The sequence below is a fragment of the Aliivibrio fischeri ATCC 7744 = JCM 18803 = DSM 507 genome (assembly GCF_023983475.1).
Classification (GTDB): Bacteria; Pseudomonadota; Gammaproteobacteria; order Enterobacterales; family Vibrionaceae; genus Aliivibrio; species Aliivibrio fischeri.
Genome location: NZ_CP092712.1, coordinates 480,919 through 502,331 on the forward strand (window position 1 = coordinate 480,919; position 21,413 = coordinate 502,331).

Annotated in this window: 17 protein-coding genes; 13 read left to right on the forward strand and 4 right to left on the reverse strand. The window is 38.9% G+C overall.

The window, feature by feature from the left end; genetic code table 11:
- The first annotated feature begins 47 nt into the window (after nt 1-47).
- From epd to fbaA, 3 genes are all read left to right on the forward strand, one after another.
- Nucleotides 48-1,067, forward strand: a complete 1,020-nt coding sequence (gene epd / locus AVFI_RS02300) for an erythrose-4-phosphate dehydrogenase (protein ID WP_012532906.1) — start codon at nt 48-50, stop codon at nt 1,065-1,067.
- A gap of 166 nt (nt 1,068-1,233) precedes the next feature.
- A complete protein-coding gene (locus AVFI_RS02305) occupies nt 1,234-2,397 on the forward strand; it encodes a phosphoglycerate kinase (protein WP_005417586.1) in 1,164 nt (387 codons plus the stop codon).
- 155 nt (nt 2,398-2,552) lie between these two features.
- Nucleotides 2,553-3,629, forward strand: a complete 1,077-nt coding sequence (gene fbaA / locus AVFI_RS02310; RefSeq protein ID WP_012533692.1) for a class II fructose-bisphosphate aldolase — start codon at nt 2,553-2,555, stop codon at nt 3,627-3,629.
- A gap of 243 nt (nt 3,630-3,872) precedes the next feature.
- Here fbaA and srmB read toward each other — a convergent pair whose 3' ends face one another.
- Together srmB and AVFI_RS02320 are read right to left on the reverse strand one after the other, a co-directional pair.
- Nucleotides 3,873-5,114 carry an ATP-dependent RNA helicase SrmB gene (srmB, locus tag AVFI_RS02315; protein ID WP_005417590.1) on the reverse strand — a complete coding sequence of 414 codons (1,242 nt, stop codon included), beginning with the start codon at nt 5,112-5,114 and terminating at the stop codon, nt 3,873-3,875.
- An 88-nt stretch (nt 5,115-5,202) separates the two neighbouring features.
- Nucleotides 5,203-5,907 (reverse strand): tRNA1(Val) (adenine(37)-N6)-methyltransferase, encoded by a 705-nt coding sequence (locus AVFI_RS02320; RefSeq protein WP_054775638.1) that lies wholly within the window; start codon nt 5,905-5,907, stop codon nt 5,203-5,205.
- 289 nt (nt 5,908-6,196) lie between these two features.
- Between AVFI_RS02320 and brnQ the strand changes: the two genes are divergently transcribed.
- Entirely contained in the window at nt 6,197-7,510 is a 1,314-nt protein-coding gene (gene brnQ, locus AVFI_RS02325) for a branched-chain amino acid transport system II carrier protein (RefSeq protein WP_065604867.1), read from the forward strand.
- A 122-nt stretch (nt 7,511-7,632) separates the two neighbouring features.
- Here brnQ and fldB read toward each other — a convergent pair whose 3' ends face one another.
- Nucleotides 7,633-8,151 (reverse strand): flavodoxin FldB, encoded by a 519-nt coding sequence (gene fldB, locus AVFI_RS02330; protein ID WP_065621070.1) that lies wholly within the window; start codon nt 8,149-8,151, stop codon nt 7,633-7,635.
- Between the two features lie 145 nt (nt 8,152-8,296).
- Between fldB and xerD the strand changes: the two genes are divergently transcribed.
- The 6 genes from xerD (at nt 8,297) to AVFI_RS02360 (ending at nt 16,466) form a co-directional block, all read left to right on the forward strand.
- On the forward strand, nt 8,297-9,193 hold the full coding sequence (gene xerD, locus AVFI_RS02335) for a site-specific tyrosine recombinase XerD (protein WP_011261229.1): 897 nt from the start codon (nt 8,297-8,299) through the stop codon (nt 9,191-9,193).
- 74 nt (nt 9,194-9,267) lie between these two features.
- On the forward strand, nt 9,268-10,044 hold the full coding sequence (dsbC, locus tag AVFI_RS02340) for a bifunctional protein-disulfide isomerase/oxidoreductase DsbC (RefSeq protein WP_017018291.1): 777 nt from the start codon (nt 9,268-9,270) through the stop codon (nt 10,042-10,044).
- Nucleotides 10,045-10,114: 70 nt separating this feature from the next.
- Entirely contained in the window at nt 10,115-11,854 is a 1,740-nt protein-coding gene (gene recJ, locus AVFI_RS02345; protein WP_012533033.1) for a single-stranded-DNA-specific exonuclease RecJ, read from the forward strand.
- Nucleotides 11,855-12,123: 269 nt separating this feature from the next.
- A protein-coding gene (prfB, locus tag AVFI_RS02350; protein WP_011261232.1) for a peptide chain release factor 2 occupies nt 12,124-13,222 on the forward strand; the annotation gives its coding sequence in 2 pieces (ribosomal slippage) (nt 12,124-12,198 and nt 12,200-13,222; 1,098 coding nt in all).
- A 13-nt stretch (nt 13,223-13,235) separates the two neighbouring features.
- On the forward strand, nt 13,236-14,741 hold the full coding sequence (gene lysS / locus AVFI_RS02355) for a lysine--tRNA ligase (RefSeq protein ID WP_005417603.1): 1,506 nt from the start codon (nt 13,236-13,238) through the stop codon (nt 14,739-14,741).
- A gap of 387 nt (nt 14,742-15,128) precedes the next feature.
- The gene (locus tag AVFI_RS02360) at nt 15,129-16,466 is read left to right on the forward strand and encodes a sigma-54-dependent transcriptional regulator (protein WP_054775641.1); all 1,338 of its coding nucleotides are present in this window, start codon (nt 15,129-15,131) and stop codon (nt 16,464-16,466) included.
- 54 nt (nt 16,467-16,520) lie between these two features.
- Here AVFI_RS02360 and mutH read toward each other — a convergent pair whose 3' ends face one another.
- Nucleotides 16,521-17,189, reverse strand: coding sequence for a DNA mismatch repair endonuclease MutH (gene mutH / locus AVFI_RS02365; protein ID WP_054775642.1), 669 nt, complete (start codon nt 17,187-17,189; stop codon nt 16,521-16,523).
- Between the two features lie 597 nt (nt 17,190-17,786).
- Here mutH and rppH point away from each other — a divergent pair.
- The 3 genes from rppH to AVFI_RS02380 are packed head-to-tail and all read left to right on the forward strand — an operon-like array spanning nt 17,787 to nt 21,402.
- Complete coding sequence (gene rppH, locus AVFI_RS02370; RefSeq protein WP_005417607.1) at nt 17,787-18,299, forward strand: RNA pyrophosphohydrolase; 513 nt, start codon at nt 17,787-17,789, stop codon at nt 18,297-18,299.
- Between the two features lie 38 nt (nt 18,300-18,337).
- Nucleotides 18,338-20,599: a phosphoenolpyruvate--protein phosphotransferase gene (ptsP, locus tag AVFI_RS02375; RefSeq protein WP_065624839.1), complete on the forward strand. Its 2,262-nt coding sequence runs from the start codon at nt 18,338-18,340 to the stop codon at nt 20,597-20,599.
- Nucleotides 20,599-21,402, forward strand: coding sequence for a sulfite exporter TauE/SafE family protein (locus AVFI_RS02380; RefSeq protein ID WP_041941305.1), 804 nt, complete (start codon nt 20,599-20,601; stop codon nt 21,400-21,402). The genes ptsP and AVFI_RS02380 overlap by 1 nt, the downstream gene beginning before the upstream one ends.
- The last annotated feature ends 11 nt before the right edge of the window (nt 21,403-21,413 follow it).

Genomic DNA, 21,413 nt, shown 5'->3' on the forward strand with positions numbered 1-21,413 from the left:
GCGAAAAGAGTACAATAACCTCAAATGGAAAAAGAGAGTTATGTATTATGTTGAGAGTGGCAATAAATGGATTTGGCCGGATTGGTCGTAGTGTACTTCGAGCGTTATACGAGAGTGATAAGCGCGATAAAATAGAAGTGGTGGCGGTTAACGAGTTATCACAGCCTGAAGCGATGGCACATTTATTTCAATATGATTCAACTCATGGACGCTTTCAGCATAAAGTCACCCACGATCAAGAATACCTTTATATTGATTTACCTAACGGCTCTCAAGATAAAGTTCGAATATTACACCAAGCGGATCTTTCTCTTTTACCATGGCAATCGTTAGAGGTTGATTTAATCTTGGATTGTACTGGGGTTTATGGCTCTAAAGCGGATGGTGAAAAACACATTAATGCTGGAGCTAAAAAGGTTCTGTTTTCTCATCCAGGTGGTTCTGATTTAGATAACACCATTATTTATGGTGTGAATCACGATACGCTATTACCAGAGCACCGAATTGTGTCGAATGGCTCTTGCACCACTAATTGTATTATTCCTGTTATTAAAGCGATTGATGATGCGTTTGGTATCGACTCTGGCACGATTACTACTATCCATTCTTCAATGAATGACCAACAAGTGATTGATGCTTATCATTCTGATTTACGTCGTACTAGAGCCGCTAGTCAATCTATTATTCCTGTTGATACTAAGTTACACAAAGGTATTGAAAGAATATTTCCGAAATTTTCTAACAAGTTTGAAGCTATTTCTGTGCGAGTACCAACGGTAAACGTAACAGCGATGGATTTAAGTGTAACAATTAATACAAATGTGAAAGTTAATGACATAAATCAAACCATTGTTAACGCATCTCGGTGTACATTACATAACATTGTTGACTATACTGAAGCGCCGCTTGTTTCTATCGACTTTAATCATGATCCCCACAGCGCCATTGTCGATGGATCACAAACAAGGGTGAGTAATGGGCATTTAGTTAAAATGCTAGTTTGGTGCGATAACGAGTGGGGTTTTGCTAATCGGATGCTAGATACCGCATTAGCAATGAGTAAATAAACTCAGTAATCAGTAAATTTGTGATGAAAAGATAAAAAAGATGATTTTCTATCTTGAAAAAAGTGAACTGCATCCCTATTTACTGAATAATGCAGTAAGAATTTAATCGGTTTGGCAATGACGCCGAGCTTGAAAACTTTTTATTATTTAATTGAGAGGACAAAACATGTCTGTAATCAAGATGACTGACCTGGAACTTGCAGGTAAACGCGTATTTATCCGTGCTGACCTAAACGTACCAGTTAAAGATGGTAAAGTAACTTCTGATGCACGTATCCTTGCATCTCTACCAACTATCAAGCTTTGCTTGGAAGCTGGCGCTAAAGTAATGGTTACTTCTCACCTAGGTCGTCCAACGGAAGGCGAGTACAACGAAGAGTTCTCTCTAGCTCCTGTAGTTAACTACTTGAATGACGCACTAGATTGTGACGTTAAGCTAGCAAAAGATTACCTAGACGGTCTTGAACTGAACGCTGGTGAATTAGTTGTTCTTGAAAACGTTCGCTTCAACAAAGGCGAGAAGAAGAACGAAGAAGAACTTTCTAAGAAATACGCTGCACTATGTGACATCTTCGTAATGGATGCATTTGGTACTGCTCACCGTGCACAAGCATCTACTCACGGTGTTGGCATGAATGCTCCTGTAGCATGTGCTGGTCCACTACTAGCTGCAGAGCTTGAAGCACTTGGTAAAGCGATGGATAACCCTGAGCGCCCACTAGTTGCTATCGTTGGTGGTTCTAAAGTTTCTACTAAGCTTACGGTTCTTGAGTCTCTATCTAAAATTGCTGACCAACTTGTTGTTGGTGGTGGTATCGCGAATACATTCATCGCAGCTGAAGGTCACAACGTAGGTAAATCACTATACGAAGCTGATCTAGTTGAAACTGCTCAAAAACTAATGAAAGAGTGTGCAATTCCAGTTGCTACTGACGTTGCATGTGCTAAAGCATTTGACGAAAACGCTGAAGCTGAAATTAAACACGTTTCTGAAGTTCAAGATGACGATATGATCTTCGACCTTGGTCCAGATTCAACTGCGGCACTTGCTGAAATCATCGGCAATGCGAAAACAATTCTTTGGAATGGCCCAGTTGGCGTATTCGAATTCAAAAACTTTGAAGCGGGTACAGCAGGTATCTCTAAAGCAATCGCTGAATCTGCAGGTTTCTCTGTAGCAGGTGGTGGTGATACACTAGCAGCTATCGACAAGTTCGGTATTAAAGCTGACGTATCTTACATCTCTACAGGTGGTGGTGCATTCCTTGAATTCGTTGAAGGTAAAGTACTTCCAGCAGTAGCAATGCTTGAAGAGCGTGCTAAAGCATAATTATTTAAGAGCGGGAATCTAATCATTCCCGCTTTTTACGTTTGTTGATGGCAAGGTTTATTGATACAATACCGACAGTTGTGAGCAAACGTTTGCAAAAGTTTAAACGTAAGTTTTTTAATTTTTAAAACGATAGAATAAATAGGACTATTTCCATGTCTAAGATCTTCGATTTTGTAAAACCTGGTGTTATTTCTGGCGACGACGTACAGAAAGTATTTGAAGTAGCAAAAGAAAACAAATTTGCTCTTCCTGCAGTAAACGTAGTTAACACTGATTCAATCAACGGTGTTCTAGAAGCTGCTTCTAAAGTTAAAGCTCCAGTTGTTGTTCAATTCTCTAACGGCGGTGCTGGTTTCTTCGCTGGTAAAGGCGTTAAACTTGAAGGTCAAGGTGCTCAAATCCTTGGTGCTGTAGCTGGTGCTAAATATGTTCACGCTGTAGCTGAAGCTTACGGTGTTCCAGTTATTCTTCACACTGACCACGCTGCTAAGAAACTTCTTCCATGGATCGACGGTCTACTAGACGCTGGTGAAGCATTCTTCGCTGAAACTGGTAAGCCTCTATTCTCTTCTCACATGATCGACCTTTCTGAAGAGTCTCTAGAAGAAAACATCGAAATCTCTGGCAAATACCTTGAGCGTATGGCTAAGATGGGCATGACTCTAGAAATCGAACTAGGTTGTACTGGTGGTGAAGAAGACGGCGTTGATAACTCTGATATGGACGCTTCTGAGCTTTACACTTCTCCTGAAGATGTTGCATACGCATATGAGAAACTAAGCGCTATCAGCCCACGTTTCACTATCGCTGCATCTTTCGGTAACGTACACGGTGTTTACCAAGCTGGTAACGTTGTACTTACTCCAACTATCCTACGTGACTCTCAAGCATACTGTGCAGAGAAGTTCGGTATCGCACCTAACGCTCTAAACTTCGTATTCCACGGTGGTTCTGGTTCTTCTGAAGCTGAAATCCAAGAGTCTATCGGTTACGGTGTTATCAAAATGAACATCGATACTGATACACAATGGGCTACTTGGGACGGTATCCGTACTTACGAAGCTGAAAACCGCGATTTCCTACAAGGTCAAATCGGTAACCCAACTGGCGAATCTGCGCCAAACAAGAAGTACTACGATCCACGCGTATGGCTACGTGCTGGTCAAGCTTCTATGGTTACTCGTCTTGAGAAAGCATTTGCTGACCTTAACGCAATCGACGTACTATAATTTTTATTATAGACAGCTCGAATTGAGTTAATAAAAAACCCGCTGATTGGCGGGTTTTTTTATGCCGTAATAAGGGACTAGCGACGAGGATTTAGGGACGAGTTTTTAGCTCTGGCTTATACTCGAAGCGAAGCGTTTTTGTCCCTAGTACCTAAGTGACTTCTAATAAAAAAGCAGCCTGTAATACAGACTGCTTTTATCGTTTCTAGAGCGAAGCATTCTAGCTAGCTAAACGTATAGAAATTACTTCTTCTTTTTCTTCGGTGCTTTTTTCTTCGCTAGAGCAGCTTTTTTCTTCGCATTTTTTTTCTGTTTGTTTTTGAAAACAGGTTTTTTATGCTTAGGTTTTAGACCTTCAATAAAACGTTCTTTAATGATTTCATCTTCTTTAATGTAGCGACCTACACGTTCCATCATTGGTTGGTCATGCGCTTCAATTAGAGAAACAGCGTTGCCTTTTTTGCCTGCACGAGCGGTACGACCAATACGATGTAAGTACACATCAGCAGTACGTGGCATATCAAAGTTGATTACGTGTGAAACGTCAGGTAAATCAATACCACGAGCAGCAACGTCTGTTGCAATTAATACGTTTACTGTACCGTCACGGAATCGAGCAATAGCGTTATTACGACTTTCTTGAGCCATTTCACCTTGAATCCAAGCACAAGGAATTTTTGCTGTTTCCAAATGGCCACGAAGTTCCGCTAAACGTTCACGAGTTTTAACGAATACGATTGAGCGCTCAGCTTGTTCTTTTAAAATGCTTTTTAACAAGTCAATTTTATGTGCCATGTTGTCCGCACGGTGGTACCACTGAGTGATTTTTTTACGTTCACGACGAGATGGCTCAGCATTGATTTCTGCTGGTTCATTCAGTAGATCAGCCGTAAAACCTTCTACACCGCGACCTTCTAATGTTGCAGAGAACAAGAAGGTTTGCTTACGCCAGCGGCATTCTTTAGATAGACGATCTACAACAGGTCCAAAGCCCATGTCTAGCATGCGGTCAGCTTCGTCAAGAATAAGGGTTTCAATAGCACGACAATCAAAACGTTCAGCTTCGATGTATTCCATTAAACGGCCAGGTGTAGCTACAACGATATCTTGAGTCGTAGCTAAAATATCTGCGTGATCTTGATAGCTAATACCGCCAGTAATCGTAAATACTTTATGACGAGTATATTTTGCTAATTGACGAGCTTCATCAGCAACTTGAATCGCTAATTCACGCGTAGGCGTCAAGATAAGAATACGTGCAGGTCCTGGCTCACGGCGAGGGAAATCATCCAAGTGCTGAAGAGCTGGTAATAGGAATGCAGCAGATTTACCTGTCCCTGTTGGTGCAGAAGCAAGAATATCTTTACCTTCTAATGCTTCAGGGATAGTCATAGCCTGAACTTGAGTTGGACGTTGATAATCTATCTCCTCAAGAGCACGCAATAGGTTAGGTGATAGATCGAGGTCAGCAAACGTTTTGATCACTGTTGATTCTCCGTTCAGGTATGAAATTTTAAAAATATAGTGTCAGCCGGACATTATAGTGATCCATCTCTAATAAATCACCGATCTTTTAGCCCATATTGAGATAAAACATTCGAGTTAGCTTAATAAAGTCGTCGCTATATCCATTTCCATCATGAATTGTGAGTGTACTCTCTTGATAAATATGAGGAAAAAGAGATAGCTCGATAAGAAGGCGAGTCGATGATTTTTTTTCAGTGGTTTTCACTTTTGTTATTTTGGTTAAATGAAAATCACAGCCTTTAGCGATTTTAATAAAAATCTCACCTTCAAAAACAGGGAGGATAAAGCTAGCACGACCCGTTGATGAAATCAGAGTTTTACAGTGTTGCAATAGTTTATCAAAAGGAAGGCTGTCTGTATGGCGAGCAGTAGATCGTTCACCTTTTAATGATTGCTCCCCATTATTGAAATAAGGGGGATTACAAATAATAGCGTCATATTCATAAGCTGTTTGATAACTAAGAAAGTCTTGATGAATAAGGACTAAGCGTTCTTTCCATGGGCTTTGAGAAAAATTTAAACGAGCAACCTCAGCAGCTATTGGCATTAATTCTATGGCATCAATGTGTGCATTTGAGTTTCTTTGCGCACTCATTAGGCTTAATAACCCTGTTCCTGCGCCTATATCTAATATTTGGCTACATTCACTAATATTTGTCCAAGCACCTAATAACACGCCATCAGTACTAACTGGCATTCCACATGAGCCAATATCGATATGAAATTGTTTGAACGTAAAGCTTTTGCTCATAAGGGGCCTATTTGAGTTATGGTTGTTAATTTTGTAATTTAATTGTTAATTGGTGTATTGTTCTATTTGGGATCTATTGTTAAATGTTTTTATACGCGCCAATCATTCTGTTTTGATCTAGCAAAATAGATGAATAATCTGGTTTTTAACCATTATTTAACTAGATTATGGTGTTTTACGCTAAGGTATTGCGAACTTGTGATAATTTGTTCATTATTCTGGGAGATATATCATACATAGATATAAAACATAAAATTAAATACACACAACATTATACAAGGGTTTTATTGTGAAACAGTCATTAAAACTAGCCGATATCATTGCCGTTGGCTTTATGCTTTTTGCCTTTTTCTTAGGCGCAGGTAATATTATTTTCCCACCAATTGCTGGCCAAATGGCTGGTGAGCACGTTTTTGGTGCTATGAGTGGGTTTCTTATCACAGCTGTTGGTTTACCATTATTAACGATCATTGCGATTGGTGTCTCTGGTGGTTCTTGGCAGCACCTTACGCGTGACCTACCTCCTAAAGTCGCAATGATAATGGCAATTCTCATGTTTGTTATTATCGGTCCTGCTTTTGCTGCTCCTCGTACAGGGCTAGTAGCATATGAAATGGCAGCGAAACCATTTATTGGAGCGGATGCTGGTCAATTTTCACTAACTCTATTTTCAATTGCATTCTTCTCTATAGCAATGTTTTTTGCATGGTCTCAAGGAAAATTGATTGACACTATTGGTAAGTTTTTAACGCCAGCATTGTTCATTGGTTTAATCGTGTTAGCTATTGCGGTATTTGTTAATCCTCAAGGCGAGATTGTTGCAGCTACGGGTAAGTATGTTGATAGTCCTATCACGACTGGCTTTTTTGAAGGCTACAATACAATGGATACGTTTGGTGCTTTAATGTTTGGTATTTTGATCATTGATGCATTAAAGAGTAAAGGGATTACAGAGCATAAAGCGACAACTAAATATTTAACGATTGCTGGTTTAATTGCTGCATCAGGTTTGGCTTTTGTTTATATCTCATTATTCTACTTAGGTGCAACGTCAAGTGCAGTTGCGGCAGGGGCTGATAATGGTGGTGCAATCCTAACTGCGTATACTCATGCATTGTTTGGTACGTCTGGACAGACGGTATTATCTGTTATTGTATTGATTGCTTGTTTAACAACGGCGATTGGTCTGATTTCAGCTTGCGCAGATTACTTTAGCTCAATCTGTAAAGTGACGTATAAGTCTTGGGTTATTATCGTCGGTGTGGCATGTGCAGTAGTGGCTAATGTTGGGTTAACTCAGCTAATTACGCTTTCGGTTCCTGTATTATTCTTACTTTATCCAGTAGCAATTGCATTAGTTGTGTTGGCTTTCATTCGTAAAATGATGCCAAATCCACAATTGGCTTACCGCGTAGTTATTTCTGTTGCAACGTGTTTTGCGATATTAGATGCTGCGAAAGTTGCAGGTGCGGATATGTCTGCTTTCTCAATGCTACCAATGTTTGACCATGGTATGGCTTGGGTGATTCCAACATTTGCTTCGATGATCATTGTTCGTTTTGTCGGTAAGAAAGAAGACGAATTAGTGGCTGAAAATGCATAATTCTAGGGACTAGGGACTAGAAATTAGAGACTATAAGAGCGAGTATAACTGTTTAAGTTCACTCGCTCTTTTCTTTTATAGTAACGCAGTGCTCTAGCTAGCAAAGCGTATCGTTTCTAGTTCTAAAGTGACTCGTGATATTCTACTAAAACCTGCTCACACCACTGCTCAATACGCTCATCACTTTTATCATACTGACTGTCTTCATCTAGTGCTAAACCAACAAAGTGAGATTCATCTTCAGTTAATGCTTTTGATGCGTCGAATTGGTAGCCTTCATTTTTCCAATAGCCAATGAATTTAGCATTCGTTGCTTTTAATTCGTCATGCAGTAAACCCATAGCATCTAAGAACCATTCACCATAACCTTCTTGATCACCAAGACCAAATAACGCAATGGTTTTTCCATCTAGAGATAAGCCATCTAACTCATCCCAAACATTCTGCCAATCTTCTTGGATCTCACCAAAATCCCATGTAGAAATCCCAAGTAATAAAAGATCGTAATCATTCATTGTGGTCACTGGTGTCTCTTTAATATTAAAGACATCAACAAGATCCTCTCCGATAAAAGCTCTGATTTTTTCAGATGCCATTTCGGTATAACAAGTTGAAGAACCATAAAAAAGACCGATTTTCATTTTCATTACCTTAACGATGAATAAATATAACGTTAGTTTACCGTAAATGATTATTAAAATTAAACTTGCATTTAAAGTGGGTAAAATTGTTTAATACTGTAATTCTAACCAGTATTTTCTGGAATATACGTTAAGTGGTAAGTAGATGAATAATGATATGGCATTAATGGAGCGTTTTTTAGATACCATGTGGATGGAGCGTGGCCTGTCTGAAAATACGTTAGCTTCATATCGAAACGATTTAGTGAAGTTGTTGCAGTGGTTAGAAGATAATCACTATAAATGTGCTTCTATTTCAGCGATGGGACTTAATGAGTTTCAAGCTTATTTAGTTGATAAAGAATATAAACAAACTTCTCGTGCTCGAATGCTGTCTGCATTACGTCGTTTTTTTCAGTATCTACATCGTGAAAAAATTCGTGGAGATGATCCCACAGCATTACTTGCTAGCCCTAAATTACCTCAACGCTTACCAAAAGATTTAAGCGAAGAGCAAGTTGATGCGTTGCTTAATGCTCCGAATGTCGAAGATCCATTAGAACTTCGAGACCGAGCAATGTTAGAGCTACTTTATGCAACAGGTTTACGTGTTACTGAGCTAGTTAGCTTAACCATGGAAAATGTAAGTCTACGCCAAGGTGTTGTACGAGTTACTGGTAAAGGTGATAAAGAACGTTTAGTCCCAATGGGAGAGAATGCCGTCGATTGGATTGAGCAGTTTTTAACTCATGGTCGTCCAATGTTGCTTGGTGAAAAAAGTTCGGATGTCGTGTTTCCTAGTAAACGAGCAAAACAAATGACTCGTCAGACATTTTGGCACCGAATTAAGCATTATGCGGTTATTGCTGGTATTGATTCTGATAAATTATCGCCACACGTATTGCGACATGCTTTTGCTACACACCTTTTAAACTATGGCGCAGATCTCCGTGTTGTACAAATGTTGTTAGGACATAGTGATCTTTCTACAACACAAATATATACTCATGTAGCAACGGAACGTTTGAAGCAAATCCATCAAGAGCATCACCCTCGTTCATAATTAAGGGAACTTCTGGTGGTTTAAAAACTCTAAACTTCAAATCTTCTACAATTACATTTTTTATAGGTACCCTTATGTCATTTATTCGCCGAACTAGTGCGATGATTATTGCTTTAATGAGCGTAGTTTCTTTTACTGCATGTTCAGATGAACAAGCACAAAAACAGGATGCATCACCTTCTGCAGTTGAGACTGCTCAACCTGATTCAGAACAAGCTATTACTCAGCGACTAACGACTTTAGGTTTGCCTGTAGAAGCTATTCATGATTCAGAAGTTGACGGCTTTAAACAAGTTGAAACTCCGTTTGGTATTTTTTACGTATCTTCTGATGGTAAGCATTTCATCCAAGGCCGAATTTTTGAGTTTGATGAAAACGGCAACATGAAAGATTTATTAGCCGCGCGTTTTGCTAAATTGGTGGATAGCCAAAGCGATAATATGATTGTGTTCCCTGCTAAAAATGAAAAACACGTAATTACCGTTTTTACAGACATCACTTGTGGCTACTGTACAAAACTGCATAAAGAGATGAAAGACTATAATGATGCGGGTATTACCGTTCGTTATTTAGCATATCCTCGTCAAGGCTACCAAGGTTCAGTAGCTGATAAAATGGCCCAAATTTGGTGTGCTGATGATAAACAGCAAGCGATGGAAGATGCAAAGTCAAATCGTCCAATTAATGGTTCAAAACCAGCAACGGCTGAGTGTAAAAATATCATTAAAGAACAATACTTATTGGGTAGAAAAATGGGTGTAAATGGAACTCCTGCAATTGTTCTTCCAAGTGGTGATCTTGTTCCTGGATATAAACCAGCTCGTGAGCTTCTATCTGATTTAGAAAGATAATTCAGTAAAGCTATTCATTATAATCCCCGTGTATGCGGGGATTTTTTTATTGAAAAACTAGGTGAAATTCATGATTGAAGTGAAACGTCGAATTGTTCCAACCTCCATTCAACTTCCGGATTCGATACCTCCAATTTTGCAGCGAATTTATGCAGCAAGAGGGATTACATCAAGCTCACAGCTTGAGCGTGGCGCAAAATTCTTACTCTCATTTCAATCTATGCATGGCATTTCTAAAGCCGTTGATATCTTAGTTGAGGCGATTCAAAACCAAACTCGTATTATCGTCGTTGGTGATTTTGATGCCGATGGAGCAACCAGTTCAGCCTTGTCAGTTATGGCATTTCGTATGATGGGAAGTCAAAATGTTGATTACTTAGTGCCTAACCGCTTTGAAGATGGTTATGGTTTGAGTCCTGATGTTGTGGACCAAGCAAAAGAGATGGGTGCTGAAATCATCATGACCGTTGATAATGGTGTCTCTTCTATTGATGGAGTGTTGAAAGCAAAAGAATATGGAATGCAAGTCGTTGTAACTGATCATCACTTACCAGGTGCTCATTTGCCTTTAGCTGATGCGATTGTAAACCCTAATTTAGAAGCATGTGCATTCCCATCGAAATCATTGGCAGGAGTTGGTGTTGCCTTTTATTTAATGCTTGCTATTCGTGCTCGTCTTCGTGAAATAAATTGGTTTGAAAAACAAAATATAGCCATCCCGAATTTAGCTGATTTACTTGATTTAGTTGCACTTGGGACAGTAGCTGACTTAGTTGCCTTGGATGAAAATAATCGAATTCTTGTTCATCAAGGTATTCAGCGTATTCGTGCAGGTAAGTGTCGACCCGGGATCCAAGCATTAATTGAAGTGGCTAATCGAGTTCCATCACGTATTGTTGCTTCTGATTTTGGTTTTGCTTTAGGTCCAAGAATAAATGCAGCGGGCCGTTTGGATGATATGTCATTTGGCGTTGAACTTTTAATGTCAAATAATATTCATGCAGCTCGTCGTATGGCGGCAGAATTAGATTCATTAAATCAAACTCGAAAAGAAATTGAGCAAGGCATGAAAGAAGAAGCCATGGCTATTTGTGAGCGATTAGAGTTTGGTGCTCAAAGTGAATTACCTTTTGGATTAGTGCTGTTTCAGCGTGATTGGCACCAAGGGGTTATTGGTATTTTGGCTTCACGAATAAAAGAAAAATATCACCGTCCTGTCATTGCTTTTGCTGACGGTGGTGATGGTTTTATTAAGGGATCATGCCGTTCTATTGCAGGTTTTCATATGCGTGACGCATTGGATTTGATTGATACTAGAAATCCAGGCCTTATTTTGAAATTTGGCGGGCATGCTATGGCTGCTGGATTAACCATTAAAGAGACGGATTATAAAAAATTCAGTCAAGCTTTTGATGATGTTGTTCGTGAGTCGGTAGAAGAAGAGGCTCTTAAGGGAATCGTTTTATCTGATGGTGCACTTACACCGGAAGAATTTACGTTAGGTACTGCTGAAATTATCCGAGCGGGTGGACCATGGGGACAAGCTTTTCCTGAGCCTATTTTTGATGGTGAATTTAAAGTATTAAACCAACGCTTAGTTGGTGAGAAACATCTTAAATTAATGTTAGAGCCGATTCATCGTGATTTTCCAACCAATAAAATGGTTGATGCCATCGCATTTAATATTGATGTTCGCCGTTGGCCAGATGCCTCAGTTCAAAAAGTAAAGTTAGCTTATCGACTCGATATTAATGAATTTCGTGGAAATCAAACCTTACAACTTATGGTTGAGAATATTGAACCACTTTAATTCATGAATAATCCGTAAAACACGTTAATTTTCACTGAACAACTCATTAAAAAAGACTTAATGAGTTGTTATTTTTATGGTTTAGTTGAAAACAGATAGGCCTTATTTTCCTTGTGAAAGTTAAATAAAAAACGTTTTGGTGTGATGTTTTTTACACCATTTTCTCAATCTTTATTGTTCTTGCTTTCAGAGGGTGAAATACCTCGATTTCTATCACACTTTTGGTTAAAATCTCTCGGTTATTTTTTATTCGGCGATGATAAAACACCATGTTCGAAATTAATCCTATTAAAAACCGTCTCCAGGATGTGTCTGAACGCACAAATATCCTGAGGGGGTACCTTTGACTATGACGCTAAAAAAGAGCGTTTAGAAGAGGTAAATGCAGAGCTAGAACAACCTGATGTATGGAATGAACCTGAGCGTGCGCAAGCACTAGGTAAAGAACGTGCATCACTAGAAGCTGTTGTTGAAACTATTGATCTTTTAGATCAAGGTGTTGAGGACGTAGACGGCTTACTAGAACTTGCGGTTGAAGAAGAAGATCAAGAAACATTTGACGAAATTGAACCTGAACTGGCTGAGCTAGAAGCTAAGTTAGCTAAACTTGAATTTCGCCGTATGTTCTCTGGTGATCACGACGCTTCTGACTGTTATATCGATCTACAATCGGGTTCTGGTGGTACAGAAGCTCAAGATTGGACTTCTATGATGCTGCGTATGTATTTACGTTGGGCAGAAGCGAAAGGCTTTAAAGTAGAAGTTATCGAGGTATCAGAAGGTGAAGTTGCAGGTCTTAAAGGCGCAACAGTTCGTATCGCTGGTGAATATGCTTATGGTTGGTTACGTACAGAAACTGGTGTTCACCGTTTAGTTCGTAAATCGCCATTTGATTCTAGTGGTCGTCGCCATACTTCATTTGCATCTGCATTTATTTATCCAGAGATTGATGACAACATTCAGATTGATATCAACCCTTCTGATTTACGTATTGATGTTTACCGTGCTTCTGGTGCGGGTGGTCAACACGTAAACACCACCGAATCTGCTGTACGTATTACTCACGTACCAACAAATATCGTTGTTCAGTGTCAGAATGACCGTTCTCAGCATAAAAACAAAGATCAAGCAATGAAGCAGTTACGTGCGAAATTGTTTGAATATGAGTTGCAAAAGCAAAATGCTGAAAAACAGGCCAATGAAGACGCTAAATCTGATATCGGATGGGGGAGTCAAATTCGCTCATACGTATTAGATGATTCACGCATTAAAGATTTGCGTACCGGCATTGAAAACCGTAATACGCAAGCCGTTCTAGACGGTGATTTAGATAAATTTATCGAAGCCAGCTTAAAATCTGGATTATAAGAAAGGGTTCATTATGACTGAACAAGTACAACTAGATGAAAACAAACTGATTGCTGAACGTCGTGGTAAATTAGACCATATTCGTCAAGCATGTAAAGCTAATGGCCACCCAAATGACTTCCGTCGTGATAGCCTAGCGGGTGATCTTCAAGCTGAATTTGGTGAAAAGACCAAAGAAGAGCTAGAAGAACTGAACCACGTTGTTGCAATTGCTGGCCGTGTTATGGCTAAGCGTGGTCCTTTCTTATTGATTCAAGAAGTGTCTGGTAAGATCCAAGCTTACGCAGCAAAAGAAGTTCAAAAAGAACTAAAAGACAAATACCAAGGTTTGGATATCGGTGACATCATCGGTGTTAAAGGTGCACTTCATAAGTCAGGTAAAGGTGACCTTTACGTGAACATGGAAGAGTATGTACTGCTAACAAAAGCATTACGTCCATTACCAGAAAAATTCCATGGTTTAACAGACCAAGAGATGCGTTACCGTCAACGCTACGTAGATCTAATCGTAAATGATGACTCACGTCATGCATTTATCGTTCGTTCTAAAGTGGTTGCTGCTATCCGTAACTTCATGGTTGATAAAGGCTTCATGGAAGTTGAAACTCCTATGATGCACGTTATCCCTGGTGGTGCTTCTGCTCGTCCATTCGTAACGCACCATAATGCACTTGATGTTGATATGTACCTACGTATCGCTCCAGAGCTTTACTTAAAACGTTTAGTTGTTGGTGGTTTTGAACGTGTATTCGAAATTAACCGTAACTTCCGTAACGAAGGTCTATCTCCACGTCATAACCCAGAATTCACAATGATGGAATTCTACATGGCGTACGCAGATTACAACGATCTAATGGACCTTACAGAAGAAATGCTATCTACAGTAGCAACATCTGTTTTAGGTAGTGACAAAATGCCTTACGGTGAACACACGGTTGATTTTGGTGGCAAATACGCTCGTATGAGCATGTTAGATGCGATCAAACAATACAACCCAGATCACGCTGAGATCCAAGCGCTAACATACGAAGGCGTTAAAGATCGCGATCTAATGGTATCTATTGCTAAATCTGTACATGTTGAAGTTGAAAGCTTCTGGACATGTGGTCAGCTTCTTGAAGAAATCTTCGGTGAAACTGCTGAACCTAAGTTAATGCAACCAACATTCATTACAGAATACCCAGCTGATATTTCTCCATTAGCACGTCGTAACGATGACAATGATTTCATTACAGACCGTTTTGAATTTTTCATTGGTGGTCGTGAAGTTGCTAATGGTTTCTCTGAGCTGAATGATGCACAAGATCAAGACGAGCGTTTTAAAGCGCAAGTTAATGCTAAAGAATCTGGTGATGATGAAGCTATGTACTACGATGCAGACTACATCACAGCTCTTGAGCATGGTTTACCACCAACAGCTGGTCAGGGTATTGGTATTGACCGTTTAGTTATGCTATTAACTAACACGCACACAATTCGTGACGTTATTTTATTCCCATCAATGCGTCCACAAGCGTAATAAAGAATAAATAAAGATGATGAAAGAGCGGCTAAATAGCCGCTCTTTTTTTATTTATCTTACTCAAAGCACTAAAAATGAGAAAATAACTACACTTTTTTATCAATTGACTTAATTTTTACAATTCAAATTAATAGTCATGTAACGGTTAAAAAGTAATAAAAACCTTTTTTTTTATGCAATAAATCTTCTCCAATCTCATATTTGATTCAACTATTTCTTTAATATGTTAACTGTCATTTATTTATTATGCTCGAGATGTATTTTTTTTGTTAAAAGGATGACGCGCATCTCATTTGTGAGACGAGATAAGGTCTTAAAACCTGTATAGTTGCATCTAAGAAACATTTTTAGTTGGTTTAGAAATAAGAATTTAGAGGTAGTGTTATGGGTACTCAATTTCGTATGGATTCGGTTCCAGGCTCTTTAGTTGTTGTTGGTGGCAGCTATGAACCTTGGTTAGCCGTTTTAGAACAAGTAGGTTGGCGTTGTCATCGTTGCTATGATCTTCGAGCAGCTCAAGCTCTGTTTGACGAGATTGGGCCATGTATTGGTATTGTTGATTTAAGCCAAGATGATTTTAGTCTTAATGGCATTGCAACATTAGTAAATAACAATAAGCAAGTTCGTTGGATGGCTTTCATCCGTGAGTCTCAGCTAAGTTCAGATACTATTTGCCAGTTCATTGTAAACTTCTGTATTGATTTCTTCACTGCACCGATTCCAGATGCTCAATTATTAAGTACGATTGGTCACCAGCTAGGTATGCTTAAGCTAGAGCGTAAAGTATGGCCTAATATGGGTAATAAATCGGATCTAGGTATTTTAGGTGAAGCGCCTGCGGTGAAACGTTTACGAGATCAAATTCGCCGTGTTGCTCCAACAGATGTTTCTATTCTTATTTCTGGTGAAAGCGGTGTAGGTAAAGATGCGGTAGCAAAAGCAGTTCATGAATCATCAGGCCGTAATAAAGGTCCATTTGTTTCATTAAATTGTGGTTCGTTATCTGAAAGCAAGATTGAGCAGGAGCTGTTTGGTTCTCATTCTTCGTCACCGGAAGAATCAAAATTATTCCAAGCCAATGGTGGTACATTATTTTTAAATGATATTAATGATTTGCCAGCTAGTCAGCAGCAGCATTTATTACGATTCCTACAAGAAGGTAATATTGAGACTGAAAAAGGTTTTGTTGATTTAGATGTTCGTGTAATTGTTGCAAGCCACATTGATTTAGAAAAAGCGATTGAAGAAGGCAGCTTTAAAGAAGAGTTGTATTATCGTTTAAATGTATTACGTATTCATGTTCCGTCTTTAAAAGAGAGAAGTTCAGATATCTCGGTTTTAGCAGAGCATTTCTTACAGCGTTATGCAAAAGAATACAATACACAAGCAAGAACGTTCCCTGAAGAAGCATTACAAACCATGCTACATTATCAATGGCCAGGTAATGTTCGTGAATTGGTAAACCAAGTGAAACGTGCTGTATTACTTGCCGATAGCATGACAATTGATCTTGAACATTTAGATTTACCACAACGCAGTGAAACTAAACGTAGTTTACGTGTTATCCGTGAAAACTCTGAGCGAGATGCATTATTGATGGTATTAGAATCTCATGATGGTCAAGTATCTTCAGCGGCAAAAGAGCTGGGTGTTTCACGAGCAACTATGTATCGTTTATTGAATAAACATAATTTAATTTCAGAGCCGAGAAGCTATAGCTAACCGAGCTTTTGATTGAAAAAATAGGCTTACCTTGAATTAGGTAGGCCTATTTTTTTAGCTGAAGAATGAAGTTAATATAGAATGAGTAAATTGAGTTTTTAAATAAAAACCGCGAGGTAGCGTTTTTATCGGTTGCCCATTTTCACCATAAGCCTCAGTTAATGCTTGGCTGTTTGCTGCTTTAGGTCTTAATTGAAGAACTTCGCCATGTTTTGCTGTAATTGACTCAACCTTACCGAGCACAATTAAATCCATTAACTCTTCCCAATCTTGTTTTAATTGTTGTTCTTCTTCTAAAGAAGGTTGCCATAAAACTGGATATCCAACATGACGATCCCCTACAGGGATCTCTCTTTCTCCTTCTACAGGGATCCATAAAACATGAGCAAGCTTATGACGAACATGCGATTCTTCCCATTGTAAGCTATGAACGCCTGTTAATGGGGCAACACAAACAAAGGTGGTTTCTAATGGTTTGCCAGTATAGCTGATTGGAATGGTTTTTAATTCGACTCCAAGATCAATGAAATCAGGTAGAGGTTTACTACCTGCTGAAGCGCCTAAATGCCATTCTAATAATTGACCAACCCAGCCTTTATCTCGCTTTAAGTTTTCAGGTACAGGTATGTTTGCTTGCTCTGCCAACTCAGATAGCGTATAGCCTGCAATGCTTTCTGATCGCTGTAATAATTCATCAATAGTATTTGGTGGTGGTAAGCTCATAAAGACTCTTCAACATGATTGAACGAATAGATTATCATATTATCAACATTATTTTTTGACCTAATTTGGATCTTAGTAAGTTATCCACAATAGTGTATATATTTTATTCATCTCTTATTTTTCTGGATCCATATACAGTGCTTTAATTTTGAATAACTCATTGACTTTTAGCTCTTATACTTAATCAGATAGCCTTAATTGTGGGTAATTAGCTTGTTGGTGGATCTTTAACCGATCTGTGTTTATATTATCCAACCACTTTTTCAGAGAAAAGATCAAAGTAAAGATCCTGAATTTAACTTGTTGGTTTTATTGTTTTTTATGTATTTACTGTCTCTGTTTTTATTTTGTATTGAAAGAGCTAACTTTTATCGTTTGTGATTTATTTTTAGCTTCTGCACAAAGTTATACACAGAAAAGGTGAATAAATGTGGCTTATATCTCATTGTTGTGTTGATAAGTTAAGCAGTGATTAAAAGTTATTCAGAAAATCAGGTTATTTTGGTAAAACGTGACAAGAAAGCGTGATCCTGTTTGCTCAAAGAGCCGATCTGTGAAAAAATCAGAGTCAATATAAGTTTATGATGAGGTCATCCAGTGATAGATGGCGATGGTTTCCGCCCGAACGTCGGGATAGTGATATGTAATAGCCATGGTCAAGTATTCTGGGCGAAGCGATACGGACAGCATTCGTGGCAATTTCCGCAAGGTGGTATTGATGATGGAGAGACTCCAGAACAAGCCATGTACCGTGAATTATACGAAGAAGTAGGTCTGACAAAAAATGATGTTCGTATTTTAGCAAGCAGCCGTCATTGGCTACGATATAAATTACCGAAACGTCTAGTTAGATGGGACTCTAAACCTGTCTGTATCGGACAAAAACAAAAATGGTTTTTGTTACGCTTAGAATGTGATGAATCCAAGGTTAATATGCAAAGAGATCGCTCGCCTGAATTTGATGGTTGGCGATGGGTAAGCTACTGGTACCCTGTAAGACAAGTGGTTTCATTTAAGCGTGATGTTTACCGTCGAGCACTAAAAGAGTTCGCGGTGATCGCTATGCCGTTTAAGGAACGAAAATTTAAAAGGAAAGGTAAAAAAGGTTAAGCGGTCGATACCTTATATAACCTTAAGGATTGGCAAGCATGCTTACTCAACTCAGGGATATAGTTGATCACGTAGCTAAAGCGGAGTCTCTTGATGATGCTTTAGCGTTGCTCGTGAAAAATACTCGTAACTCTATGCATACAGAGTGTTGCTCAGTCTATTTGATGAGTAATGATAACCTGCGCTTAGAATTAATGGCGACAGAAGGATTAAAAGCGAAACCCAAGACCGTTTCATTAGGTATTGATGAAGGTTTAGTTGGATTGGTTGCACGCAGTTGTGAGCCGCTAAACTTAGCTAATGCTTCTGTACACCCTTCATATAAATACATTCCTAGTATTGCCGAATATAAGTTTAATTCCTTTCTGGCAACCCCGATTATTTACCGACGTCAAAACCTTGGTGTACTTGTTGTACAGCAAAAGGAAAAACGTCAGTTTACTGAAGTTGAAGAATCCTTTTTAGTCACCTTATCTGCGCAACTTGCAGTTGTACTTGCTCATGCTAAAGCTCATGAAAGTTGGTCGATTCAATTACAACCTCAATCGATTGAACAAAAGCAATTCAAAGGTATCTCTGCATCAAATGGTGTCGCTATTGCACCTTTGTGGTTTGATGATGCGCAACCCAGAATAGAATCCATTCTACCAAGTTCATGCCTTGATATAGAGCAAGAGCAAGATCGTTTAGGTACTGCGGTTGAGTTAGCTTTAAAGGATTTCCGCCGAGCTAAAAAACGGTTTGAACAAGAGCTAAATACCGAGACGTTGGCTATTTTTGATCTTTTCACTCACTTATTAAATGATCCTATGTTGAAGGGGGATCTGAAAAAACAGATCAACCAAGGTGATTCTGCTGAGTGGGCATTGCGTCAAGTTATTGAGTCATATGCAGGGCGTTTTGAAAAAATGAGTGATTCATACCTCAGTGAACGAGCGAATGATGTTCGTGAGCTAGGGCAGAGATTACTTTATTTTTTAAATTATGAAGGTAAGTTAGAGCTGGATTTAGCTCATCCCGTGATTTTAGTTACGACTCAGCTGACCGCTTCTATGTTAGCGAGTGTTCCTCAAGATAAATTAAAAGCCGTTATTTCGCTTGAAGGTGCGGCAAACTCTCACGCAGCCATTTTATCAAGAGCACTTGGTATCCCTGCCATTATGGGGGTGGAGTTTAACCCAACTCACTATCATCAAAAATTAGCGATTGTTGATGGCTATAGTGGCGCTTTATATATCAAGCCGACAGAAGCGCTAATTCAAGAATATACAGAACTACAAAATGAGGAGTTAGCCCTTTCTGAATTAATCACTCAGGATCTTGATAAACCTACATTTACACGTGATGAGCATCAAATGAAAATTTATTTGAATGCTGGGTTAAGTGCCGACACGAGTATTGCTGTTAATCAGGGTGTTGATGGCGTTGGGTTGTATCGAACTGAAATTCCTTTTTTATTGCAACAGCGATTCCCATCGGAAGAAGAGCAATATCTACAATACAAAACTATTTTAGAAACGTATCCGAAAAAGCCTGTGATTATGAGGACGTTAGATATCGGTGGTGATAAGCCATTACCGTATCTGCCTATTGAAGAAGAAAATCCATTTTTAGGTTGGCGTGGTATTCGCTTTACTTTAGATCATCCTGATATCTTTCTTTTGCAATTAAAAGCGATGGTAAGAGCAAACATAGGTAATGGTAATTTATCCATTATGTTACCTATGATTTCAGGCTTACCCGAATTAAAGCAAGCAAGAAAGCTTATTAATCAAGCTTATGAAGAAGTGCTTGGTGAATCTGAAGGGGATTTTTCGCAACCTCGTATAGGTATGATGATAGAAGTGCCTTCTATGCTCTATTTGTTACCGAGAGTTGTTGGATTAGTGGATTTTATTTCTGTAGGTACTAATGACTTAACTCAATACCTTTTAGCTGTAGATCGAAATAATGCACGAGTTTCACATGTCTATGAATCTTATCATCCCGCCGTGTTACTCGCGTTAAAGCAAATAATTGATACGGCAAATCAATATAAATTACCTGTTAGTGTTTGTGGGGAGCTTGCGGGGGATCCAATTGGTTGCCTGTTACTGCTTGGTTTGGGCTATCAAAGTTTAAGTATGAATACCTCTAACGTAGCCAAAGTAAAATACATTATTAGGCAGGTATCGCAGCAAGAAGTTGAACAATTAGTTGCGACTCTTTTACATCACGATGATGCAGAGCAAATTTTAACTGATATGATTAGCTTCTTTGAAGAGAAAGAACTCTCAGGGTTTATTCGAGCAGGCAGGTAATGACAGTGGATTTTGGTTCGCTTTTTGTTTTATATCTTTTGCTAGGTAGTCTCGTTGGCGTAATGGCTGGATTACTTGGAATTGGTGGTGGTTTGTTAGTTGTTCCCGCTTTATTGTGGTTATTACCTCAAGCAGGAATCGATAGTTCAATCGTAATGCAAATGGCATTAGGTACTTCACTTGCAACGATTATTTTAACTTCAACGTCATCTGCGTTGAACCATTTACGTTTAGGTAATGTCGAAGTAGCACTTATCCGTAGTTTGGCTCCTGGAGTTATTGCTGGTGGCTTTCTTGGTAGCTACGTTGCAGAATTAATTCCAAGCCAATATTTACCAAAAGTATTTGGCGTTATTGTACTTCTGCTTGCTTTACAAATGTTATTAGCGCTTAAGTTTACAGCAACCAGAACTATGCCATCTCCGCTTAAAATTGCCGCTTCTGGTGGGGTTATTGGTGTTGTATCAAGCTTAGCTGGAATTGGTGGTGGTTCATTAACGGTACCTTATTTAAGTTTTCATGGCGTAGAAATGAGAAAAGCCATTGGTAGTTCTTCTTTGTGCGGAACCTTGATAGCACTTGCTGGCATGATAGGTTTTATTCTTCATGGAGTACAAGTAACTAACTTGCCTTCAATGAGTTTAGGGTATGTTTACTTACCTGCATTATGTGGTATTGGTGTTACGTCTATTTTGACCACCAGAATTGGCGCAAAGTTAACATCGCATTTGCCGACATCAACGTTAAAAAAAATCTTTGCCATATTTCTAGTATTTATTGGCAGCAAAATGTTTTTAGGATAAAAGAGAGTAGT